The organism is Thermococcus sp. GR6, assembly GCF_012027415.1.
Classification (GTDB): domain Archaea; phylum Methanobacteriota_B; class Thermococci; order Thermococcales; family Thermococcaceae; genus Thermococcus; species Thermococcus onnurineus.
In genome coordinates, this window is the sequence record NZ_SNUM01000001.1 from 666,012 (window position 1) to 684,920 (window position 18,909).

The following is an 18,909-nucleotide window of genomic DNA, read 5'->3' on the forward strand; positions in this document are numbered from 1 at the left end:
CCCCCACCTCACAAGACGTTGAGATACTTGTGCACCTGGAAGCTCAGCCCAACGTTCTCCCGACCCATTATCAGAGCCGCCTCGCGGTAGAACTCCATCAGTTTTAGCTGGGAGATGTCAATCGGCTCCCTCGGCTGGATCACAAGTGGTGCGAGGCCTTTCAGGAGAGAGGCGTACCAGCGGACATTCTCTATCTTTGTGTCCTTTGTCACCACGAGCTTGGCGTAGGTCTCTGCGCCGGCTTCCTTCAGGATTCTGATGCTCTCTACCTCACGGAGAACGAGAGCTTTCCAGTCGGCCGTAGCTTTAGCGGTCTCGTCCTTTATGTCGACGCTGGCGTAGTCCGTAAGATGAGCTACTTCCTTAATCAGCTCTGGAAGGCCGCCGTGGGTCTCAAGGAAGTTTGAAAAGCCGAGCTCGTGCATCCTCTCCATGAGGGCCTTGAGTGGCCGGACCTGAAGCGCTGGCTCGCCGCCAGTGTAGCTTATCGAGTGTATATCCCCCGTATCGAGCCGCAGGATGGCATCGACTACCTCATTCAAGCTCGCAGGGTTAGGTTTGTACTCGAATTTTCCGGTGAAAGGCTCGACCTCGTAGCGCCACCGCAATACCTTGGAAGCATCTATGAACTCCCTGCTGTCACACCAAATGCAGTTCAGGTCACAGCCTGCGAATCGGACAAATATCTGCCTCCGTCCAAAGGCAGAACCCTCAACGCTCCCTCCTTCCCCCTGCCAGCTGTTGAACACCTCTGCCATTATGAGTTTCATTCCGACACCTCACTGAGGTCTATTCCTTTCACCTTATCGCTCACGTAACCCTCGAGTATCTCAATCCTCACGCTCCTATCCTCGCCAGTGAGGTCAGCCATGAGCTGGACTCCTCTCGCGTAGTCCCAGAGGCGCCTCTTGGCCTCCTCGGCTACGCTTTCGGCCATGACTATTATCTCCTTGACATTCTCACTGCTCGCTATCTCTATGACCTTTCTCGCATCCTCTTCAGTGAAGACGCCCCTCTTTTTGAAGAGCACAGCCACCACCTCTATTCTGCAATTGCATAATTACATAATTCTGTAATCATTGAATCAAATATACTTCATGAGCATTTGAACAGCTTCCTCGAATATTTCCCGGTCCTTCCCGTCAAGAACGCTCTCGAGGTAATGGAGGCTCACAAGGTTGAGGATTACGTAGGCCGTGTCCCTGTCAAGGCCAAGATCGTAGGCTTCGTAGATGACAATGTTCCTACCAAGAGCCTCGTTCAGCATCTCCACGAAGTAGGCAATGTCCTCCACGCGGAGCTCGTCCCACTTGCTCTCCATCTCGTCGAAGTAGCGCTCCATGACGCGCAGAGTTTCAAGGTCGAGTCTCAGGGTGCCCTCAAAGTAGGGGAATTCGCCGACGCGGAATATCTTAATGCCTTCCTCGTCCTGAATTCCTATATAGTCCCAGAGGAGAATGCCCTCTATCGGGTTGTGGCCGTACTTGCTCGCTAGATAGGTAAAGCGCTCCATTATCTCCGTCATGTCGTCGAGAAACTCTTCCTCATCGCGAAAGTGAACTATCTTGCTGATCGTTCCACCCATACTTTCACCTAACCGAGGTTGGTGTAAGTGTTATAAGGCTTTATGCTAAAGTTGGAACGCCCGAGGAGTATTGGGTTGCGATGACCTCGGGACCCCCAGGGGGCCGACACTCCCAAAGGCCCCCTTTCGATACAAACTTCGCCTGCGCGAAGTTTGATCAAGGTTCGTGATTCTTGAATTGCCAAGTCCAATGAAAAAAGTGTATTTCCTCTCGAAATTCCTGTTCTGAATTCAAAACCTCTTAAAACCGCGTAATTTGCAGGGATTCACTCCATTGGCACCCTGCGGGCGCCTCAAAAAGAGCAGATCCATTTTAAGAGCACAACCCAACACAGTTTTTAACTCTTGAATTACATTCTTTGCTTGTGAAATACGTTTTACCGGACGCAACATTGAAAGGAATCACGAACTTTTGATGAAGCTTTTTCCAAAAGCTTCCTGATGAAACGTTGTTTGGCAAAGTTCCACGCGAAAGGTTTATTAGGGAGAAGTCCGCTCGGTGTCCAGGTATATGCAAAGGTTTATAAAATGTCCCCGGAAAAACCCTTCAGTCGTGAAAATTGCTGATAATTAGGGGTGATGCTCATGGGAAGGACTACTAAGGTCGGTTCAGCCGGAAGGTTCGGTCCGAGGTACGGTCTCAAGATCAGAAGAAGGGTCGCGGCCGTTGAGGCCAAGATGAAGCAGAAGCACGTCTGCCCGGTCTGCGGGAGGAAGGCAGTCAGAAGGATAAGCACCGGCATATGGCAGTGCCAGAAGTGCGGTGCCACCTTTGCCGGCGGCGCCTACCTGCCGGTTACCCCGGCTGGAAAGGTCGTCAAGCGTGTTACGGCCTCCAAGGCCTGACCTCTTTCCTTTGCTTAGTTTAGGGTGATAACTATGGTGATGGCCGTTTACCGCTGTGCGAAATGCGGGAAGGAGGTCGAGCTCGACCTCGAGAACACCAGAGAGGTTCGCTGCCCCTACTGCGGCAGCAAGATACTCTACAAGCCCAGGCCCAGGGTGGCCAGGCGCATAAAGGCAATCTGATTCTTTCAAATTTCGAAAGGCTTTTATCCAATCAACCGAGTTTTGAGTGAGGGCCATGATGCTGATAACGACTTCACACAGACCCACCAGAAGAACGAGGAGCTTCGGGCACGACCTGGAGAGGGTGTTCCCCAACTCTCTCTACCTGACGAGGGGTAAGAAGACCATCCAGGACCTTCTCATGGAGGCCTACGACAGGAACTATGAGAGGCTCCTTATTGTCAACGTCTGGAAGGGCAACCCGCTAAAGATGACCTTCATCAAGGTCGACCCCGACGACTGGGGCTATCTCGGCTACCTCTACCTCCACGGCATAAAGCTCCAGCGCGAGATAGGCTTCAGGAACATAAGGCCCATACGCGAGGAGATGCCCTTCATCGTCACCACCGCCAAACGCGTCGGCCTCGATCACGTCGCCTTTGCGCAGGCTTTCGCCGAGCTGACTGGCGGGAAGTTCATTCCCAGAAAGGAGCGTTCCCTTCTCGGTATAGCTGACAAATACAACACAGATGTCCTTGGTGTCATTGAAAGGCATCCGCGCGGAATGGCGGTCAACTTCTATCGCCTCGACGTGACGAAGGAGAGGGCAGTTGGCCCGCTCATAAGCGTCAAGATATGGATAATGGAGGACGGCCGGAGATGGGACTACAAGGAGGCCCTAGGAATAAAGAGGAAACCTGGCCAATCGAGGGAGTGATAGAGCTCTCCTTTCCCGACGAGGAGACGGCTAAGATAGTTTATGAGAGTGTCCTTTACGAGCACGAGAGCGTGCCGTATAGAAGGAGCAAAATCTATTTTCTCCTCGAGGGAAATAGAATCATTATCCACTTTCTTGCGAGGGACAACTCGGCTTTGAGGGGAACCCTCAACTCATACCTTCGCTGGATTAAGGTCGCGATGGATTCTCTGGAAGTTTAGCCTAAACTATTTAAAGCCCCGCCCTTATTCTAACCCGGCATTACGATTACGGAGGTGTTTGTCATGCAGAACATCCCGCCGCAGGTTCAGGCTATGTTGGGGCAGCTTGAGGGCTACCAGCAGCAGCTCCAGCTCGTCATCCAGCAGAAGCAAAAGGTCCAGCTCGAGCTCACCGAGGCAAAGAAGGCTCTGGAAGAAATCGAGAAGGTTGAGGAGGGAACCGTCATCTACAAGACCGTTGGGACGCTCATCGTTAAGACCGACAAGGCCAAGGCTCTCGAGGAGCTGAAGGAGAAAGTCGAGACCCTCGAAGTTAGGCTCAACGCCCTCGAGAGGCAGGAGAAGAAGCTCAACGAAAAGCTCAAGGAGCTCACCCAGAAGATACAGACTGCTCTAAGGCCGACCGCCGGCTGATCTCTTCTCTTTCCTTTGGGGTGGTAGCGATGGACAAGGGAAGCAGCGGAAAGAGGGTTATCCACATAGGTCTCCCAGAGCTGAGCGAAGAGCAGCTCATCAAGATAGGCGAACTGGCCCAGGAGACGATAATAGACTACGTCTTCGACCACCTCACGAGGAGCGAGGTCAAGGACATCGAGGTCACGATGAGGATAAACAGGGAGGAGACCCTCGACCTTGAGATTGAGGTTTATCTAGAGGTTCCAATCTTCGTCAAGGTGGACGTTGATAAGCTCATCGACGAGGCCGTCGAGAGGGCCTACGAAGTTGTTGAGAGGAAGCTGAGGGAGATAGCCAATGAAAGGGAAAATCAAGCTTAAGCGCTTCCTGCAGAGCTCAAGGGACAAGTCCTTCCTCCTGCTCTGCCACCACAACGCTGACCCGGACTCCCTCGGCTCGGCAATAGCCTTTGCCCTCTACCTTAAATCCACTGGAATAGAGGATGTCAGAATCGGTGTTGCTCAAAGCATATCCTCATACACCAAAAGGCTTCTGACTCTTTCTCCTGTCCCTATCGAGAAGGATCCACAGGTTCGTGAGGACGTCGTGGTGATATTCGACACATCCTCCATGGAGCAGCTCGAACCTATTGAAATTCCCAAGGACAAGTTCATAATCGTGATAGACCACCACACCGAGAAGGAGAATCCGATAAGGGCCGATATAATGATTGTTGATTCCTCAAGAACTTCGACCGCTGAAATCGTTTGGGAGCTTTTTAAATATCTCGGCTTTTATGACGAGACCTCAGCTAAGGCCCTCCTGGCGGGAATAGTCACCGACACCGCGACGTTCCGATATTCCAATGCTAAAACCTTCAAAGCCGTGAGCGAGATTCTGGAAAGGTTCCCAATTCAGATGGGCGAGATATTCCAGCTTGTTGCCCCGGTTAGCGATGAGAACATTGACCAGGCCAAGAGGATGGCCGTGTTAAAGGCCTGTCAGAGGCTGGAGATAAGGAAATTCCGGAAGTATATAATCGCTGTCTCCAAGGTTTCGGCCTACGAGTCCCTAGCATGCAAGACATTTATCCAGCTCGGGGCAGATATAGCAATAGTTGGAAGCGAGAAGAAGGGCGTTAGAATTTCTGCGAGAGCGAAGGAGAGCCTCGTGAAGAAGGGCCTACACCTAGGTAAGATCATGGAGAAAGTCGGTCCGATTATAGAGGGTTCCGGTGGCGGTCACGCCGGGGCCGCGGGAGCCAACGGCAAAGCCAACCTCGATGAGGGAATTAAGCTGATTTTGAAGGAGATTGAGAAGTTTTTGAGGGAAAGAGGGTAACTCCATTTAGTGCTTATTGGATGTGTTTTCCCTATTTGGGCACATGTACCTAAGTGTCCACTCTTTTACTTGGGCTTCTTTTGGTTTGTTCTCTCTGTAAAACTAAACTCTGAAAAAATTTATACTCGGAAAAAAGGAAGAAAATTTACTTATAATAAATGGAAAAGTTTATAAGAGTGAGTTGTCCAAGTGAGAATGCAGAACTTTGTAGGGGGTGTCAACTTGAAGTGGAAACCATTGTTGGGGATCCTGTTAGGACTGTTAGTAATATCCAGCATGGCTACGGCCTCCTTAGAGGAGCCCGCATCTCCTAAGACAATGGAATCAATAGAACCTCCAACGAACTTTAAGAATATCGTTTTGACAAAAGTTTTTTCCGGAAAAGATGCGTCACTGGAGGCAATGAACTTCCTTGCCAGATATCGTGGACGGCTCACTCTTGAAGTAGATCTCAGAAATCTTGAAAACATTACTTTCATAGGTATATCACTAAGACCCACCAAAAATGGATATTACATTCCCGCATATTATATTGTGGACAAGAGCGCTCCTATGAGCAGGCAAGAGTTCCAAAAGAGGTTCGATGAGATCACTGCAACCTTGGCCAAGGAGCCTCTCATAATGCCGGGAGATGTTCTAAATGTGGAACCTAAAGTTAATTGGGAATATGCTGGGAGAATAGATTATGTGACATCTCATGTCACAAGAAATGGAAGGACTGGCACAATACAACAGACTGGATGGTACTACTATTACTTTGTAGACAATTACAGAGTAGAATATTATGCAAAGATTAAAATCCGTGGGGACATGAACTCTAAGGATGTGGCACTCAAAGAACTAAACCTTCACGTTGATAGGAATGGATATACCCATGAAACTCTTGGCGATTTCTTGCCTGATGGTCATATAGGGCCCACAACGAGCTACTCTGAGTCACTCATGATTGAAGTCGACTCCGGAAAAACTCTAAGGATATCAGCCCATGGAGGATACACAAAAGATACCAACGATGGGATATACTTTAGGGGAGATACCCACACATTAAACCCCAATGATTACGTGGACTTTCACTTCTATGACTTCAAGCGTAACATAAGGTTCTTCCCAGACCCTCCCGCATGGGGCGAGTCCTTTTACATGTACCTAGCAGTTACTATGAGTGCAAGTTACAAAAATATCAAGTATGGAGTACTGAGGCAGAAACTTAGTGGGTCATTCTACTTTAATGGACAACATATAACTGTAAAATCAGCCCCAACAGTGGATATAGTAGTCTATATAAAACCAAATCCCAAGAGCGTCTGGTACATCAGAAGATGAGTATTTTCTAGTTCTCTTTTATTCTCTTTATATTTAATTAATTTTAGAGATGTCCTTGTAGTGTCCAAATATACCTCGTGATATTCCAAGTGGTGAAATGTGCTAGGAAACATTTAAAATAGTCATTTTATCAGTGAATCTAAGGTGATTAAATTGGCTAAGTGTCCACTCTGTGGGACAACCTTAAACTGGGCCGAGCTCATCGAGCAGATGCTCCCTATAGATGACGCTCAGGCCATTTTCAAGGACAAGGAGCGCTTTATGGGGGCCTTTGAGAGCTTCGTCTTCAAGTGTCCAAACTGCGGGGAGGAATTCTACGGGGGAAACCTTCCACGGAAGGAAGCTGAAAAGGTCTTCGACCTTCTCAACGAGTTCAAAGGCTCAATAGACTGGGAAAACAGGAGGGTAAGGCTCAGGCTAAACAGTCTTCTGGCCCTTGACATGATGCTGGAGCAGTGGGACAAAAAAGTAAAGGGTTAGCGATACTCTTTTTTACTTTGGTTCCACATCTTTTAGCGGTCGGTGGTTCTTGTGGCGGAGGTGGTGGAGCTTCACATATCGAAGGGGGATTACAAAGGCGCCCTCAAGAGCGCGTTGAGGATAGATACTCCAATAAAGAGACTCGTTGCTCTCACGGAGATTCTGACGGCTTTTCCAAGGGACGAAGTCCTTGCCAACATGCTTGACACCCTGGAATCCATAAGCGCTACTCCCGAGAGGGCACTGGCCTACTCGCTCCTCGGTAGGGCCCTCTACACCCTCGACAAGGACAGAGACGCCGAGGCTTACTTCGAACGGGCCCTCGCACTGGCAAACTCCATAGGCTCCACGAGGATAAGGGGGGACGTCTTCGCAGGGATAGCGAGGAATCTCGTCCTTTCCGATAGATACAAAGACGCCTTGGAGCTTTTTAAAAGGGCCGTCGAGCTCCTTCAGACCTCGAGGGGACTGTCCTCTGCCGCGATCTCATCGTTGATAAGGATAGCAAGGCTCATAGAGAAGAGCGCGGATGAGATTCCTAATCCGATAGCCATCGAGTTCTACGAGCTGGCGAGGGATGTTTACTCGTCCATCTGGTTCAAGCTCCAGGCGAAACATCTCGAGGAAAAAATAGAGCTCGTAAGGGACGTCCTCAAGCGCGGCAAGGCTGCAGTTGAGGAGCTTCTTGAGAAGGGTGAAGTCGAGCTGGCGATAGAAATGATGCGCTTCCTCCCGCTGGAGAGTCGGGCCATTTCGATGCTCGAGCTTGCCTACTGGCTCTTCCTCCACGAGCAGCCGAGACTCGGGAGGAGGGTCTTCGACGACGCCTTTGAGATAATCTTCGTGGGCAAGTTCAGGCCGACAGATGTTGAGCTGGAGCGCATCGCAAGGAGGTTCCTTCGCATAGGCTTCCTCGAGGAGCCGCTGATAATCGCGGGGGTCATTCGAGACGATAAAAAGGCCTCAGAGCTCCTCGGTGAGATTGCGCTTTCCTACGCACGCTGGGGAGACAAAGCGAAGGCCCGTTCTATAGCTGAGGGAATAAGGGACGAAAGCGTTAAGAACCGCGTTCTGAAAGCTCTGGAGGGTGAAGAAGATGTGGGACACGAGCAAGGACTACCGCTTACTGGTGGCGGAGAAGAGCGTGGAGCTGTTCCTGAAGACGATTGAGGGAGCAAAGTTCAAGGGCAAGTGGGACAAGAAGAAGGCCATCCAGCTTGCCAAGGAGATGATCCCCGAGATACAGGCCATGCGCTACTCCTATATCGAGCCGAAGGAACTCATAGAGACTCCGCAGATGCAGGCTCTGAAGGAGAAGGCCAACGGCATAATCGAGGCTCTTGGTGGAGACGACTGGCACCACAAGTTCCTCAGCCTGGCCGACAAGAGCGAGCGCGAGAAGGTTGAGGAGGCTGTAGCAAAAATCAGGTTTTTCCTAAACACTATCCTCAACCTTGACAAGCGCCTAGCATTAGGTAAGATAAACGATCCGGTCATAGCGGTGGACATAAAGGTCGGCGAGGTCATGAGCGTCGGGAAGCACCCCAACGCGGACAGGCTTTTGGTTACGAACGTCAACATCGGCGAGAGGGCAATAACTGTGGTCACCAACGACCTCACCGTTAAGGAGGGCAACCGCGTTGCCGTTGCCCTGCTCCCGCCGGCGAACTTCCGCGGAATAGTCAGCGAGGGAATGTTCCTCGGCGCTGGTGAAGGCGTCCTCAAGGACGTGAAGGGAGAAATAGGCGGCCTGCCGAAGGGAATTCCGCTTGAGGCCTTCAACGAGACGAGGAACCTTGTAGAGGCGTTTTTGAAGGGGTGAGATTTAGCTTTTGTTTTGTTGTATTCATTAATGCAGTGGATTACTCTTCTTTCTTTTGACCCGTTCACTTCATAAAACCCAATTCTGAATAAATTTATACTTGAAAAAAGAAGGAAGACATTTTACGAATAGTAAAAGGAAAAGCTTATATATCACAACGTACATAAATGTTGTGGAAATTATTAGGATGTGAACCATATGAGATGGAGGTATCTGATAGCAGTCCTTTTGGGACTGCTGATGATTGGAGTGACAGCAGTAACCACCACAGCATTGCCGCAAGATACCCCAGGCATATCAGCTGAGATCACTCCTCAGATTGCGGGAAAAGTTGCTCTGACTTATGTTGAGTGGATATCAAAAAACATCCCCCCCGTATAAAGAATGGGAAGGCTCGGAAGTGTCAAAGACACCTCAGCCCTATTATTTACCCGATGGCAGTAAAGTTGCATACGAATTCACAGTCCTTAAAAATGGTAAGGTAGTAGGATACTTGATGATAAGTACCAGAAAAGATCTTCCGCCAGTTCTTGAATTTGGAAAGTCTAAGCCTCCAAGCATGAACATTGAGAAAGTTAATGCCAGGTACAGGGTTAAAAGACTCTTGTATCTTGGAGCACTCCTTTATGTTGCAGATATCGGAAACGGTAAGGCAGTACACCTTAGAGACATGAGACTCATGAACTATCCCCTGAAAGTGACTTTCAACGTGAATCGTAAAGCAGCTGAAGCATCATGGGAAGGCATTCTGAAAAACGTGAACAACGATGTGTTTTCAAAGTCCGATGTTGGGATTGAGTCCTCGACGCCCGTTGTCTCAGACTGGGGGTACATATGGGGAGTCCCTTCTTGGACCTCAGATGATGCTGGAAATGCTAACATTCAGTATCCAGACAACGTTGGGGACCTTCCTGATCCATGGGACACATGGGATGGCTGTACTCCGATAGCAGCATCAATGGTTCTCGGGTATTACATAAGTTATCCTGACAAAGAAAGTATAATTGACATTCTTCACCACACAATGAATACGAATGATGATGGGGTTACTATGTGGTGGGGATATATCGATGATGGAATTGACAACTTTGCAGAGGAGTATCATAGGATATCTGGACAAACCATTCCCTACGACTTCGACGGAAGCAACGACTATTATGTTTCAATGGATGATGTAAAACGCCAAATCAAAACATATGGACGCCCCTTTGTTCTGTCTATTAATGGGGGCCCCTATGGATTAACTACAGGCCACAGTGTTGCAGTCGTAGGGTTTACAGAGTGGAAAAACTTGGAGAGCGGTGCCACGTGGATGTACCTGACAATTCACAACACGTGGTACAATGGAGAGGAAGGCGTGGATAGTATCCTGTTTGGAGATTGGACAATTGCAGTTGCAACCTACGTAACGGCGAATAGTTAGGGGATAGTCCATGAAAGACTCTGACATCATTGTAATACTACTTTACGGGATTTTTCTCTTTATTTCATCTTTATATTTTATCCTCGCAGGCTCGGCCCTTGTTGACAACCTTGGGATTAATAGGCACGTACCTTACCCATTGACCCCCGTTATTGTGACATTTATCTCATCCCTCATGTTTACGGTCCTGTCCTCGGTGCCTCTGGTGTTCACAAAGAGAAAAGGCATAAGAAAAGCCGTTTTCATGCTGTTTTCGGCGAGTTTTGCTTTCTATTCAATTATCGTCTGGTTCTTTCTAGGTTTCAAATAATCTCCTGAAAAATCCGAAGGTGGTTTAGACGAAGACGGAAAACATAGGTATGGTAATTGCATACGGAGTCTTTCTCCTTGTTTCCTCCCCCTTCCTTCTCTACGGGAGCTATGCATTTGTTGACGGCTTTGGAATTGATAAACATTTACCCAGTGGTTTAACCACCCTGCTCATACTTTTCCTTCCTGCTGTGGCCTTCACGCTTCTGGGCTTGGCGCCGTTAGTTGTCCTAAAGAATGATACAAAGGAGATCAAAAAAGTAGCCGTTATATTGTTCATGGCAAGTTTTACCTTCAACGTTCTATTGCTATTTCTTGGCTTCATGGTTGCGGGGTGAATCGGTTGGGATGAGAAAGGAAAATCTAAACTCCAATCCTCTTCCTCACCGTCTCAAGGGCCCTTTCCGCATCGCTCTTGAACTCCGGATAGCCAAGCTCTTCCATCGTCTCAGGTAGCGGGACGCCAAGCTCCTCGTGCCAGCCTCTCAGCCTGTAGAACTCCCTTCTGGCCTCAAGAAAGTCGTTGTAATCAATGAAGGCCGCGTTGCCTTCCGCTGGCCCCTCTGGCTCGGGCTCCCACCAGCGCGGCGGTATGGTGTCGTCGTACGGCGGCGTGACCCAGTCGAGGGCGTCGTGGATTCTGGCGATGCTCTCCACCGCTTGGGCAACTTTCCTCAGCCTCTCGACCGTCCACTCCTCGCCGGTGACGATGCTGTAGAGCCTCGCTAGGTCTTCCATCTTGTAGGGCACGAACTTACAGACGCCAAGCATGTCGGTGATGTAGCTCTCATCCCTGCCCTCGATAAGGGATGGCACGAGCTCCTTAGCTGGCTCCTGGTTGGGCAGCTGATGCGGTCTCGGCCAGCCCCTCAGGTGGCTCGCTCCGACGTCGGCTGTGGCGTAGCTGAGCGCGTAGGTTCTCCTTCCGCGCGGGTCCCAGGCGGGTGACTCCATGCCCTTGACGTGGACTGCAAACTCGCAGCCCCTTCCGAGCCTTTCGCAGGCACGCTTTACTCCATCGGCAAGGATCGCACCGATGCCCTTCCTCTCGGCCATGAGCCTGAGAAGTCTTTCTTCGGCCTCTTCGTCGCCCCAGCCTTTGACGGGGAAGCCTATCTCGTCCTCGCCGATTAGGCCCCTCTCGACCATCTCGAAAAGCCAGGCTATGGTATTTCCAGCGGCGATGCTGTCCAGCCCAAGGTTGTTAGCGAGCCAGTTGAAGTACGCAACAGCGGGGAAGTTGAAGACTCCCGTTGCTGCTCCGAGCATGGCTATGCTCTCGTATTCTGGCTTGACGCGTATCTTCCTCCCCTTGTATTCTACCTCGACGTAGCGAGCGCACTTTATCGGACAGCTCTTGCCGTGCACGAACCATTCCGGCTCGATCTCGTACTTCTTGACCTCGTCACCCGCTAATTTACTCGCCAGCTCGTCCGGGATGTAAGGTTTCGAGAAGTTGTAGGCAGGACTCATTCCGAGGCTCGCCGAGCTCCTGAGGGCATCGGTGGTTCCGTAGTTCCTCGTGTGCTCGTACTTCGGATTGGTGGCGAACTCGTTGTAAAAGCTCTCCCAGAGCTTCTTGTACTCCTCCGGATTGGCCACCTTCGGCTTCTCGCCGGGCTCAACTACAACGGCCTTGAGGTTCTTGCTGCCCATGACCGCGCCAAGACCGCCCCTTCCACTGGCCCTCTCGGTGTCGTAGATTATGTTCGCTATCCTGGCAGTTTTTTCTCCAGCCGGCCCTATCATGGCCATGCTGGCTTTTGGGTGCTCCTTCCAGATTTCCTTAGCAACTTCGTAGGCTCCTCTGCCCCACAGGCCTTTGGCGTCCCTTATCTCAACCTCGCCGTCATGGATGTGGAGGTAGACTGGCTCTTCCGCCTTCCCCTCAATTACCAGGGCGTCGAAGTGGCCCTTGAGCTTGGGCCCGAAGGCGTCCCCACCGCTGGAGTCGCTTATTAACCCAGTCTCTGGGCTCTTGCTCACGGCTATGACCTTACTCGAGCCCGGAACTAAGCCCGTCATTCCTCCTGGAGCGAAGACAAGCTTGTTCGCCGGGCTGAGCGGATCGGTTCCCGGCGGAACCTCACGGTAGATGATGTAGTAGCCAAGCCCCTTTCCTCCTATGAACTTCCTGATCGTCTCGTCGTCAAGCTTCTCGTAGGTTACCTTACCTTTGCTCAGGTTCACCCGTGCTATCCTGTTGTGGTAGCCATACATCAGACGCACCTCCGGGCTTTTTCACGGTCTTCCTTCGAGAGCCTCCAGCCCATGGCTCCAAAGTTCTCTTCAAGGTGGGCTTTACTCCCGGCCTTCGGGATGGCTATGACGTTATCCTCCCAGATGAGATAGTTCAGCGCGACCTGAGCGGCGGTTTTGCCGTATCTCTCACCGATTTTTGCCAGGCACTCGTTCCTCGCGAGGGAACCCTTCTCGAGCGGCGTGTAGGCTATCAGGGCAATCTTTTCTTTCTTCATATAGTCGAGCAGACCGCTTGTCTCTGGCCAGCGGTCTCTGAGGGAGTACTTCACCTCGTTGGCGACTATCTCGTACTTTTTCATGACTTCCTGGGAGCGCTTGAGAAGTTCAAGGTCGAAGTTGCTCACTCCTATGTAGCGGATTAATCCTTCATCAACGAGCTCCTCCAAGGCATGAAGCGTCTCCCTGATTTTCTCAAAGCTGTCGCTGGGCCAGTGGAGAAGGTAGAGGTCTATGTGGGTACCAAGCCTTCTGGCACTCGCTCTGGCGGCCTTCTTCGCGCTTTCGTATCCGAAGTGCGTCGGCCATACTTTGCTGATGATAAATATATCGTCCCGCTCAAACTCCCTTATCGCTTCTCTCACTAGCTCCTCGCTGTGACCGGCACCGTAGAACTCCGCCGTGTCGATGAGGTTGATGCCCAGCTCGAGACCATGCTTGAGAGCTTCGATGCTCTCCTTATCTCGCGAGTAATCAGGGCTCTCGTAGCCGCCGATGCCCCACGTACCTATGCCTATAGCAGTGACCCTGTCACTTCCTATCCTCTTGAGGTCGTTAAAAACCGGAACTCTCTTCACACTATCACCTATTTTGGGGGTTCGTCCCGGAATCTTATTAAGTTTTTTATTTGAACGTTAAAATGAAGTTCGTTTCAAGCGACACGGAAGAGAAAAGAGGAAAAGAGTTCAGGCTCCGAACTTCTCGGAGCGGTTCATGAGATCCATCATCATAGACACTATGTCGTGTCCCTTCACCCTGCCTATTCCACCGCGCATGCACTCGCGCTCGCCGAAGGCCTCAGTGTGGTCGGCCCTGACGCCACCGCCGGCGATAAGGAGCGGAACCGGGTCGCCGCTATGATTCATAACCTCACATGGAGTCGAGTGGTCGCCGGTTATTGCTATGACAACCTCCTCGAGATCGATGTTGTCGATGATGTAGCCTATCATCTCGTCGGCCTTCTCTACCATTTGAGCCTTGAGCTTCGGGTTGTTGTCGTGGCCGGCAGCATCGGTAGGTTTGAAGTGGAGGAACACGAAGTCGTAGTCCTTGAGGAGTTCAACGACCTTCTTGGCTTTGGCCATCGCATCGGTGTTGTATTCCCCGGTCGCCCCTTCGGGCGTGTATATGTCAAAGCCTATCGCCCTTGCAACGCCCTTGACGAGGGAAACGGCAACGACTGCCGCGGCCTTAACCTTCCACTGCTCAGTGAACTTCATCGGTATGTTCGGATAAGTTCCCGCGCCCCTGACGAGGAGGTAGTTCGCTACCGGCTTGCCCTCCTTCCTCCTCTTCTCGTTTATCGGGTGCTTCTCGAGAACCTCGTGGGCCTGCCTTACGAACTCCTCGAGGATTTCTGCCACCTTCTTGCTCTCATCATCCTCGTAGCTGAACTCATGAGGCGGCTTTCCAGCCTCGTGGGGGTCGTTCTCGCCGACTCTATAGCCGGCGGCCATGCCCTTGAGCACAAGAACGGCCCTGTGGCCGGTCGCCCCAACGAAGATGAAGTCAACAGGCAGTTTGACGTTCTCCTGAATGGCCCTGGCGAGCTCGTGGGCTTCCTCTGTGCTTATTCTTCCGGCCCTTCTGTCGGTGATGATGCCGTTCTCGATGGTGGCGAAGTTAACCCTGAAGGCGAGGTCGTTCTCGTCAAGGTCGAGGCCGACTCCCAGCGCCTCGAGGAAACCCCTGCCGCGGTAGACCTTATATGGATCGTAGCCAAATATCGAGAGGTGAGCGGTGTCGCTGCCGGCTGGCTGGCCCGGCTTTATCGGATCCTGCTGGCCAAGGATTCCCATCTTGGCGAGCCTGTCCATGTTAGGCGTATTCGCGTACTCGAGTGGGGTCTTTCCACCGAACTCTTTGATTGGTCGGTCTCCAAGACCATCGAGGATTATCAGAAGTCCCTTCCTTTTCATGTCTATCACCAGAGGTGGTTGGTGGCCAACCGTTAAAAGCTTTGTCAGATGTTTCTGAACCTCGAAAGGTATTTCAGATTGTTCAAAAAAGCTTTTAACCCCGCCCCGTTTCTCCCACTGGAGGTGAGAGAATGAAAGTGCTCTGGGCACCCTGGAGGATAGAGTACATACGCTCACCCAAATACGACGGATGCATATTCTGCGACTTCCCGAAGGAGAACCGCGACAGGGAGAGACTCATACTCTACCGCGGAAAGCACAGCTTCATAATAATGAACAACTACCCCTACAATCCGGGTCACGTCATGATCGCTCCCTACAGGCATGTCGGAAAGTGGGAAGAGCTAACAGATGAGGAGCTCCTCGAGATTATGAAGCTCTCCCAGATCATGATAAAGGCCCTGAAGAAAGCTATGGATCCCCACGGTTTCAACATGGGCGTGAACATTGGCCACGTTGCAGGGGCGGGCATAGATGACCACGTGCACCTCCACATCGTGCCGAGGTGGAACGGTGATACGAACTTCATGCCCGTCATAGCTGACACTAAAGTAATTCCGGAGTCACTCGAAGAAGCCTACGACGAACTGAAGAAAGCTCTGGAAGAAGTTCTAAGAGAAGAAGAAAAGCCCTAAAGCCTTTTCACCTTTATTTTGAACTTTTCACGGAGAGGTAGTCCCTCAAAGAGTTCAGACGTGAGCTCCAGTACGGGAACCTCAGCTTCTATCGTCGTCTCCATTCCTTGGGCGTCCCTGACCGCAAGCTGTACAAGATAGCCATTTTTCACCGTTGCCGATAGTATCGTCCCGTCCTCCGATACTCCCTCAATGGTAAAATCCTGCCCTTGCAGTTCCCACGAAATCCTTTTTATTAAAGCGGGGGCTGTTTCAGGAGTTATATGCTCTACAATACCTTCCTCCCCGGCTATTGTCATCACTGGACAGGCCGCCTGAGCATTGCAGAAGTCACGTATAGCCTCGGCTATGCCCCTGGCAAAGGTCTCCAGGGGCTTTCCCATGAACATCTCGCCAAAGCCCGACCAGCTGGCCGTGATCTTAAGTTTGTTCCCAATCATCTCGAAAGTAACGGTGAGTACTCCCTTATCGCCGGTGAAGGTATATACTGCACCCATTTTCCGGAATCCAACGGCAAGCTTGAACTCGTAGCCGAAGTCGAAGATAAAGCGTGGTACCTTGAACCTGACGGTATCCCCGCTGATGCTCTCGAAGTATGGGAAGAACGGAAGCGTCTTTTCAGGCTCGCTGAGGATTACTTCGAGACTCTCCCATGGATGGAGTATTTCTACTTCCCAGCTTTTCGTTTTCACCGTGTCCTCACCGAGGATTCGTAGAGAAGAAGGCTAAAAAGGATTTCTTAAACCGTTGGTTTGGAACCCGTCAACGACTGCATACACAAAAAGAAATGGAAAAATCAGCTTTCCTCTACGATATAGATGGGAACCTTACCGTGTGGGATACCCGCCCGTCTGCCGTACCACTCGCTGAGGACACGGTGAAGCACCACAAGAAGGAGCACCGCTATCGCCAGTAGCACCCAGCCGTTCCTTAGTCCGGCGGCGAAGAGCAGAAGCATCACTGCACCAACGACACCCGCGGTGAGGGCGTAGGGTATCTGAGTGTTCACATGGTCGATATGGTCGCAGCCAGAGAACATCGAGCTCATGATGGTTGTGTCACTGATCGGGGAGCAGTGGTCACCAAATACTCCACCCGCAAAGACTGAGGCAATGCTGGCGTAAACAATCGGGCCAAAGCTTCCGCTGAGCTGGTAGGAGAGCGGAACCGCTATAGGCATCATTATCGCGAAGGTTCCCCAGCTCGTTCCAGTCGTGAACGATATGAACGCTGCCACCACAAAGATGACGAAGGGAACCAGTCCAGGGGAGAGCACGTTTGAGGCCACCCTGACTATGTAGTCAGCAGTTCCAACGGCGTCGCAGGCACTCTTGATGCTCCACGCGAGGATGAGTATCATCATGGCGAAATGCATCTGCTTTATTCCTGCGACCAAGGTGTGCTCGACATCTTCAAGGGTCATTATCCTCATAGCCAAGACGAGCGCCATTGCAACTATGACCATTGAGAACGAACCCCACACGAGGGCCCACGTCGAGTCTGCATTCGACAGAACCTCCTGGAATCCTCCCTCTGCATAGGCAGCACTTCCACCTCCGGTAATCCACAGGCCGAGGAAGGTCATGAGAATCAGTGCTAGGACGGGTAGTATGAATACCCAGACGCTTTCCTTGCCCCCTATAGGCATTCCAACATCGACCTCGGTGGTCATCATCGGCTGGGCGCCGTCGCGGAGCACTTTACCCTCCTTTCTGGCTCTGTACTCGGCCTTCAACATCGGACCGTAGTGCCTGTGGGTAGCTGCTACGAGGTAGACAAGGATGACCGCGAGGATTGGATAAAACCTGTAAGGCCAGCTCGCGAACCAGGCCGAGTAAGCGCTTATGTTTTCGCCCACACTTGCTATGGCGTCCTTTAGGAGTCCAAGCTCGTAGCCTATCCACGTTGAAACCACGGCCAGAACTGCCACCGGGGCGGCGGTGGAATCGTCAGCGTAAGCCAGGAACTCCCTCGAAACTCTTGCCCTGTCAGTGATGGGCCTCATGGTGTTTCCGACAATGATTGTGTTCGTGTAGTCGTCGAAGAATATTATGGTACCAAAGATAGCCGCCATCAATGAAGCGGCCCTGCTGGTCTTGACCTTCCGAGTTACGGCTTTGGCGATGGCGTTCATTCCACCCGCTTTGTATATAAGTGCGACACCGGCACCAATGAGTGCGTCGAACAACAGTATTCTAGTGTTCCACAGATCGGTCATGACCTGGCCGTCTTCTTCCCATGCTGAAGCTATGTTGAAGACTATCCACTTCAGTGTCTCAGTGGTTGCACCTATTGGATCTCCACCTGCAACCAGAAGTCCACCTACCCACACTCCAAAAAACAAAGCGAATAGGACCCTTTTGGTGAGTATTGCCAAGCCTATAGCCACCAGAGGCGGCAAGAGTGAGAGCACTCCAAAGTCTGACATGGCTATCCCCCCTTACAGTGCCAACAACCATCCTCTATCCTGCAAGTCCTGAAACGGAAGCACTCGAGGAATAATCGAAACGTTTTTATGTTTTCTGTAACAAATATTTCAAAATAGTCAAGTTTTGTTATATTTGAAACAGTTTATTTAGAACGATTTACCGCATCCTTCTTATCAGCTCTTCGAGAATTTGGTATGCCCTTGGGGCGTCTTTTCGGTCAATTACAAAGATCGTGTCTTTGTAGCAGGAAATCACTTGAGTTATATTTATCCCGTTTGATGAGAGTGCTGATGTCATGAAGGCCACTACACCAGGAGTTTCAATTATTCTCCCTGGACTTATTATGGTGAGTGCCGTTTGATCCCTCAGTATGCTGACGGTTTCTCCCACCAAGTGACACACTTTTTCCTCATCTTCACTTGCAATAACGATTGTAAATGTTTCTCTCCCTTGGGTTAGTTGGAAGAATCGTGACTCACTCATTATCTCGGAGATATCTTTTATAACTCCAGTAATGCGCTCCTTTGAAACCGTTATCACGCTCACGTCTGACTGTAACTCTATGATGCTGTTCCCGATAACCTCCCTAACCCTGCCTTCCAAGAGGGATTTTTCTTTTTTGAGCTCTTCGCCGAGTCTTATCAGTGCCATTTTAATGGCAGGAATCGAAGAATCCAGATCAAGCTCCTCAGCAAGGAGTCTCGCAAGGGCGCTATAGTTAACAATTCCCAAGCTCATGCACTCCCTCACAAAGGGCCTCCTCATTATCTCTTCCCGTATAACGTCGGTTATACTCCTCCTCTCATCACTCATAAGCTTCAC

General features: G+C 50.9%; 24 protein-coding genes. 15 read left to right on the forward strand and 9 right to left on the reverse strand.

The features are described 5' to 3' along the window. Positions 1–8: 8 nt before the first annotated feature. Genes E3E32_RS03755 through E3E32_RS03765 form a run of 3 tightly spaced genes read right to left on the reverse strand, consistent with a single transcriptional unit; the run spans position 9 to position 1,585 of the window. The gene (locus E3E32_RS03755) at positions 9–770 is read right to left on the reverse strand and encodes a 7-carboxy-7-deazaguanine synthase QueE (RefSeq protein WP_167730269.1); all 762 of its coding nucleotides are present in this window, start codon (positions 768–770) and stop codon (positions 9–11) included. Then, positions 767–1,030: a hypothetical protein gene (locus tag E3E32_RS03760; RefSeq protein WP_167730963.1), complete on the reverse strand. Its 264-nt coding sequence runs from the start codon at positions 1,028–1,030 to the stop codon at positions 767–769. Before E3E32_RS03760 ends, E3E32_RS03755 begins: the two co-directional genes overlap by 4 nt. Before the next feature lie 54 nt (positions 1,031–1,084). Beyond that, a complete protein-coding gene (locus E3E32_RS03765) occupies positions 1,085–1,585 on the reverse strand; it encodes a hypothetical protein (RefSeq protein WP_167730271.1) in 501 nt (166 codons plus the stop codon). A gap of 585 nt (positions 1,586–2,170) precedes the next feature. Here E3E32_RS03765 and E3E32_RS03770 point away from each other — a divergent pair. From E3E32_RS03770 to E3E32_RS03830, 14 genes are all read left to right on the forward strand, one after another. Continuing rightward, positions 2,171–2,431, forward strand: a complete 261-nt coding sequence (locus E3E32_RS03770) for a 50S ribosomal protein L37ae (protein ID WP_167730964.1) — start codon at positions 2,171–2,173, stop codon at positions 2,429–2,431. 33 nt (positions 2,432–2,464) lie between these two features. Continuing rightward, positions 2,465–2,614 (forward strand): DNA-directed RNA polymerase subunit P, encoded by a 150-nt coding sequence (locus tag E3E32_RS03775; protein ID WP_167730273.1) that lies wholly within the window; start codon positions 2,465–2,467, stop codon positions 2,612–2,614. 55 nt (positions 2,615–2,669) lie between these two features. After that, a complete protein-coding gene (locus E3E32_RS03780; protein WP_167730965.1) occupies positions 2,670–3,311 on the forward strand; it encodes a ribosomal biogenesis protein in 642 nt (213 codons plus the stop codon). Continuing rightward, complete coding sequence (gene pcc1, locus E3E32_RS03785; protein ID WP_167730275.1) at positions 3,254–3,532, forward strand: KEOPS complex subunit Pcc1; 279 nt, start codon at positions 3,254–3,256, stop codon at positions 3,530–3,532. Before E3E32_RS03780 ends, pcc1 begins: the two co-directional genes overlap by 58 nt. A 63-nt stretch (positions 3,533–3,595) precedes the next feature. Further along, positions 3,596–3,946 carry a prefoldin subunit beta gene (locus E3E32_RS03790; RefSeq protein WP_012571408.1) on the forward strand — a complete coding sequence of 117 codons (351 nt, stop codon included), beginning with the start codon at positions 3,596–3,598 and terminating at the stop codon, positions 3,944–3,946. 29 nt (positions 3,947–3,975) lie between these two features. Continuing rightward, positions 3,976–4,308, forward strand: a complete 333-nt coding sequence (locus E3E32_RS03795) for a DUF3194 domain-containing protein (protein WP_167730276.1) — start codon at positions 3,976–3,978, stop codon at positions 4,306–4,308. Next, positions 4,286–5,269, forward strand: a complete 984-nt coding sequence (locus E3E32_RS03800) for a bifunctional oligoribonuclease/PAP phosphatase NrnA (RefSeq protein WP_167730278.1) — start codon at positions 4,286–4,288, stop codon at positions 5,267–5,269. Before E3E32_RS03795 ends, E3E32_RS03800 begins: the two co-directional genes overlap by 23 nt. Positions 5,270–5,458: 189 nt before the next feature. Continuing rightward, a complete protein-coding gene (locus tag E3E32_RS03805; RefSeq protein ID WP_167730280.1) occupies positions 5,459–6,592 on the forward strand; it encodes a hypothetical protein in 1,134 nt (377 codons plus the stop codon). A gap of 153 nt (positions 6,593–6,745) precedes the next feature. Continuing rightward, positions 6,746–7,072, forward strand: coding sequence for a hypothetical protein (locus E3E32_RS03810; protein WP_167730282.1), 327 nt, complete (start codon positions 6,746–6,748; stop codon positions 7,070–7,072). 63 nt (positions 7,073–7,135) lie between these two features. Continuing rightward, on the forward strand, positions 7,136–8,242 hold the full coding sequence (locus E3E32_RS03815; RefSeq protein WP_370456352.1) for a tetratricopeptide repeat protein: 1,107 nt from the start codon (positions 7,136–7,138) through the stop codon (positions 8,240–8,242). Next, positions 8,169–8,894, forward strand: a complete 726-nt coding sequence (locus E3E32_RS03820) for a tRNA-binding protein (RefSeq protein ID WP_167730966.1) — start codon at positions 8,169–8,171, stop codon at positions 8,892–8,894. The genes E3E32_RS03815 and E3E32_RS03820 overlap by 74 nt, the downstream gene beginning before the upstream one ends. Positions 8,895–9,092: 198 nt before the next feature. Further along, entirely contained in the window at positions 9,093–9,275 is a 183-nt protein-coding gene (locus E3E32_RS10065; RefSeq protein WP_206205247.1) for a hypothetical protein, read from the forward strand. Positions 9,276–9,390: 115 nt separating this feature from the next. Continuing rightward, positions 9,391–10,317, forward strand: a complete 927-nt coding sequence (locus E3E32_RS03825; protein WP_167730286.1) for a C39 family peptidase — start codon at positions 9,391–9,393, stop codon at positions 10,315–10,317. Between the two features lie 359 nt (positions 10,318–10,676). Beyond that, positions 10,677–10,964 carry a hypothetical protein gene (locus E3E32_RS03830; protein ID WP_167730288.1) on the forward strand — a complete coding sequence of 96 codons (288 nt, stop codon included), beginning with the start codon at positions 10,677–10,679 and terminating at the stop codon, positions 10,962–10,964. A gap of 25 nt (positions 10,965–10,989) precedes the next feature. On the opposite strand, the gene E3E32_RS03835 is transcribed toward E3E32_RS03830, so the two are convergent. The 3 genes from E3E32_RS03835 to E3E32_RS03845 all read right to left on the reverse strand — a co-directional run bounded on the left by E3E32_RS03835 (position 10,990) and on the right by E3E32_RS03845 (position 15,023). Beyond that, positions 10,990–12,846 carry an aldehyde ferredoxin oxidoreductase family protein gene (locus E3E32_RS03835; protein WP_167730290.1) on the reverse strand — a complete coding sequence of 619 codons (1,857 nt, stop codon included), beginning with the start codon at positions 12,844–12,846 and terminating at the stop codon, positions 10,990–10,992. Next, a complete protein-coding gene (locus tag E3E32_RS03840) occupies positions 12,846–13,682 on the reverse strand; it encodes an aldo/keto reductase (RefSeq protein WP_167730292.1) in 837 nt (278 codons plus the stop codon). The genes E3E32_RS03835 and E3E32_RS03840 overlap by 1 nt, the downstream gene beginning before the upstream one ends. A 108-nt stretch (positions 13,683–13,790) precedes the next feature. Next, a complete protein-coding gene (locus tag E3E32_RS03845; RefSeq protein ID WP_167730967.1) occupies positions 13,791–15,023 on the reverse strand; it encodes a 2,3-bisphosphoglycerate-independent phosphoglycerate mutase in 1,233 nt (410 codons plus the stop codon). Between the two features lie 131 nt (positions 15,024–15,154). On the opposite strand from E3E32_RS03845, the gene E3E32_RS03850 reads away from it, so the two are divergent. Further along, on the forward strand, positions 15,155–15,658 hold the full coding sequence (locus E3E32_RS03850; protein ID WP_167730294.1) for an HIT domain-containing protein: 504 nt from the start codon (positions 15,155–15,157) through the stop codon (positions 15,656–15,658). Here E3E32_RS03850 and E3E32_RS03855 read toward each other — a convergent pair. The 3 genes from E3E32_RS03855 to E3E32_RS03865 form a co-directional block, all read right to left on the reverse strand. After that, positions 15,655–16,350: a hypothetical protein gene (locus tag E3E32_RS03855; protein WP_167730296.1), complete on the reverse strand. Its 696-nt coding sequence runs from the start codon at positions 16,348–16,350 to the stop codon at positions 15,655–15,657. The two genes, E3E32_RS03850 and E3E32_RS03855, sit on opposite strands and share 4 nt — an antisense overlap. 104 nt (positions 16,351–16,454) lie before the next feature. Next, complete coding sequence (locus tag E3E32_RS03860) at positions 16,455–18,086, reverse strand: Na+/H+ antiporter NhaC family protein (RefSeq protein ID WP_167730298.1); 1,632 nt, start codon at positions 18,084–18,086, stop codon at positions 16,455–16,457. 157 nt (positions 18,087–18,243) lie between these two features. Next, positions 18,244–18,900, reverse strand: coding sequence for an ACT domain-containing protein (locus tag E3E32_RS03865; RefSeq protein ID WP_167730300.1), 657 nt, complete (start codon positions 18,898–18,900; stop codon positions 18,244–18,246). Positions 18,901–18,909: the final 9 nt, after the last annotated feature.

What these genes read in the sequence shown, in the direction of transcription:
- E3E32_RS03830 (WP_167730288.1), top strand. Translation starts at nt 10,677, where the DNA reads ATGGTAATTGCATACGGAGTCTTTCTCCTTGTTTCCTCCCCCTTCCTT.
- E3E32_RS03820 (WP_167730966.1), top strand. Translation starts at nt 8,169, where the DNA reads ATGTGGGACACGAGCAAGGACTACCGCTTACTGGTGGCGGAGAAGAGC.
- E3E32_RS03765 (WP_167730271.1), bottom strand. Translation starts at nt 1,585, where the DNA reads ATGGGTGGAACGATCAGCAAGATAGTTCACTTTCGCGATGAGGAAGAG.
- E3E32_RS03860 (WP_167730298.1), bottom strand. Translation starts at nt 18,086, where the DNA reads ATGTCAGACTTTGGAGTGCTCTCACTCTTGCCGCCTCTGGTGGCTATA.
- pcc1 (WP_167730275.1), top strand. Translation starts at nt 3,254, where the DNA reads ATGGGACTACAAGGAGGCCCTAGGAATAAAGAGGAAACCTGGCCAATC.
- E3E32_RS03825 (WP_167730286.1), top strand. Translation starts at nt 9,391, where the DNA reads ATGATAAGTACCAGAAAAGATCTTCCGCCAGTTCTTGAATTTGGAAAG.
- E3E32_RS03755 (WP_167730269.1), bottom strand. Translation starts at nt 770, where the DNA reads ATGAAACTCATAATGGCAGAGGTGTTCAACAGCTGGCAGGGGGAAGGA.
- E3E32_RS10065 (WP_206205247.1), top strand. Translation starts at nt 9,093, where the DNA reads ATGAGATGGAGGTATCTGATAGCAGTCCTTTTGGGACTGCTGATGATT.
- E3E32_RS03795 (WP_167730276.1), top strand. Translation starts at nt 3,976, where the DNA reads ATGGACAAGGGAAGCAGCGGAAAGAGGGTTATCCACATAGGTCTCCCA.
- E3E32_RS03835 (WP_167730290.1), bottom strand. Translation starts at nt 12,846, where the DNA reads ATGTATGGCTACCACAACAGGATAGCACGGGTGAACCTGAGCAAAGGT.
- E3E32_RS03850 (WP_167730294.1), top strand. Translation starts at nt 15,155, where the DNA reads ATGAAAGTGCTCTGGGCACCCTGGAGGATAGAGTACATACGCTCACCC.
- E3E32_RS03775 (WP_167730273.1), top strand. Translation starts at nt 2,465, where the DNA reads ATGGTGATGGCCGTTTACCGCTGTGCGAAATGCGGGAAGGAGGTCGAG.
- E3E32_RS03790 (WP_012571408.1), top strand. Translation starts at nt 3,596, where the DNA reads ATGCAGAACATCCCGCCGCAGGTTCAGGCTATGTTGGGGCAGCTTGAG.
- E3E32_RS03770 (WP_167730964.1), top strand. Translation starts at nt 2,171, where the DNA reads ATGGGAAGGACTACTAAGGTCGGTTCAGCCGGAAGGTTCGGTCCGAGG.
- E3E32_RS03845 (WP_167730967.1), bottom strand. Translation starts at nt 15,023, where the DNA reads ATGAAAAGGAAGGGACTTCTGATAATCCTCGATGGTCTTGGAGACCGA.
- E3E32_RS03800 (WP_167730278.1), top strand. Translation starts at nt 4,286, where the DNA reads ATGAAAGGGAAAATCAAGCTTAAGCGCTTCCTGCAGAGCTCAAGGGAC.
- E3E32_RS03865 (WP_167730300.1), bottom strand. Translation starts at nt 18,900, where the DNA reads ATGAGTGATGAGAGGAGGAGTATAACCGACGTTATACGGGAAGAGATA.
- E3E32_RS03780 (WP_167730965.1), top strand. Translation starts at nt 2,670, where the DNA reads ATGATGCTGATAACGACTTCACACAGACCCACCAGAAGAACGAGGAGC.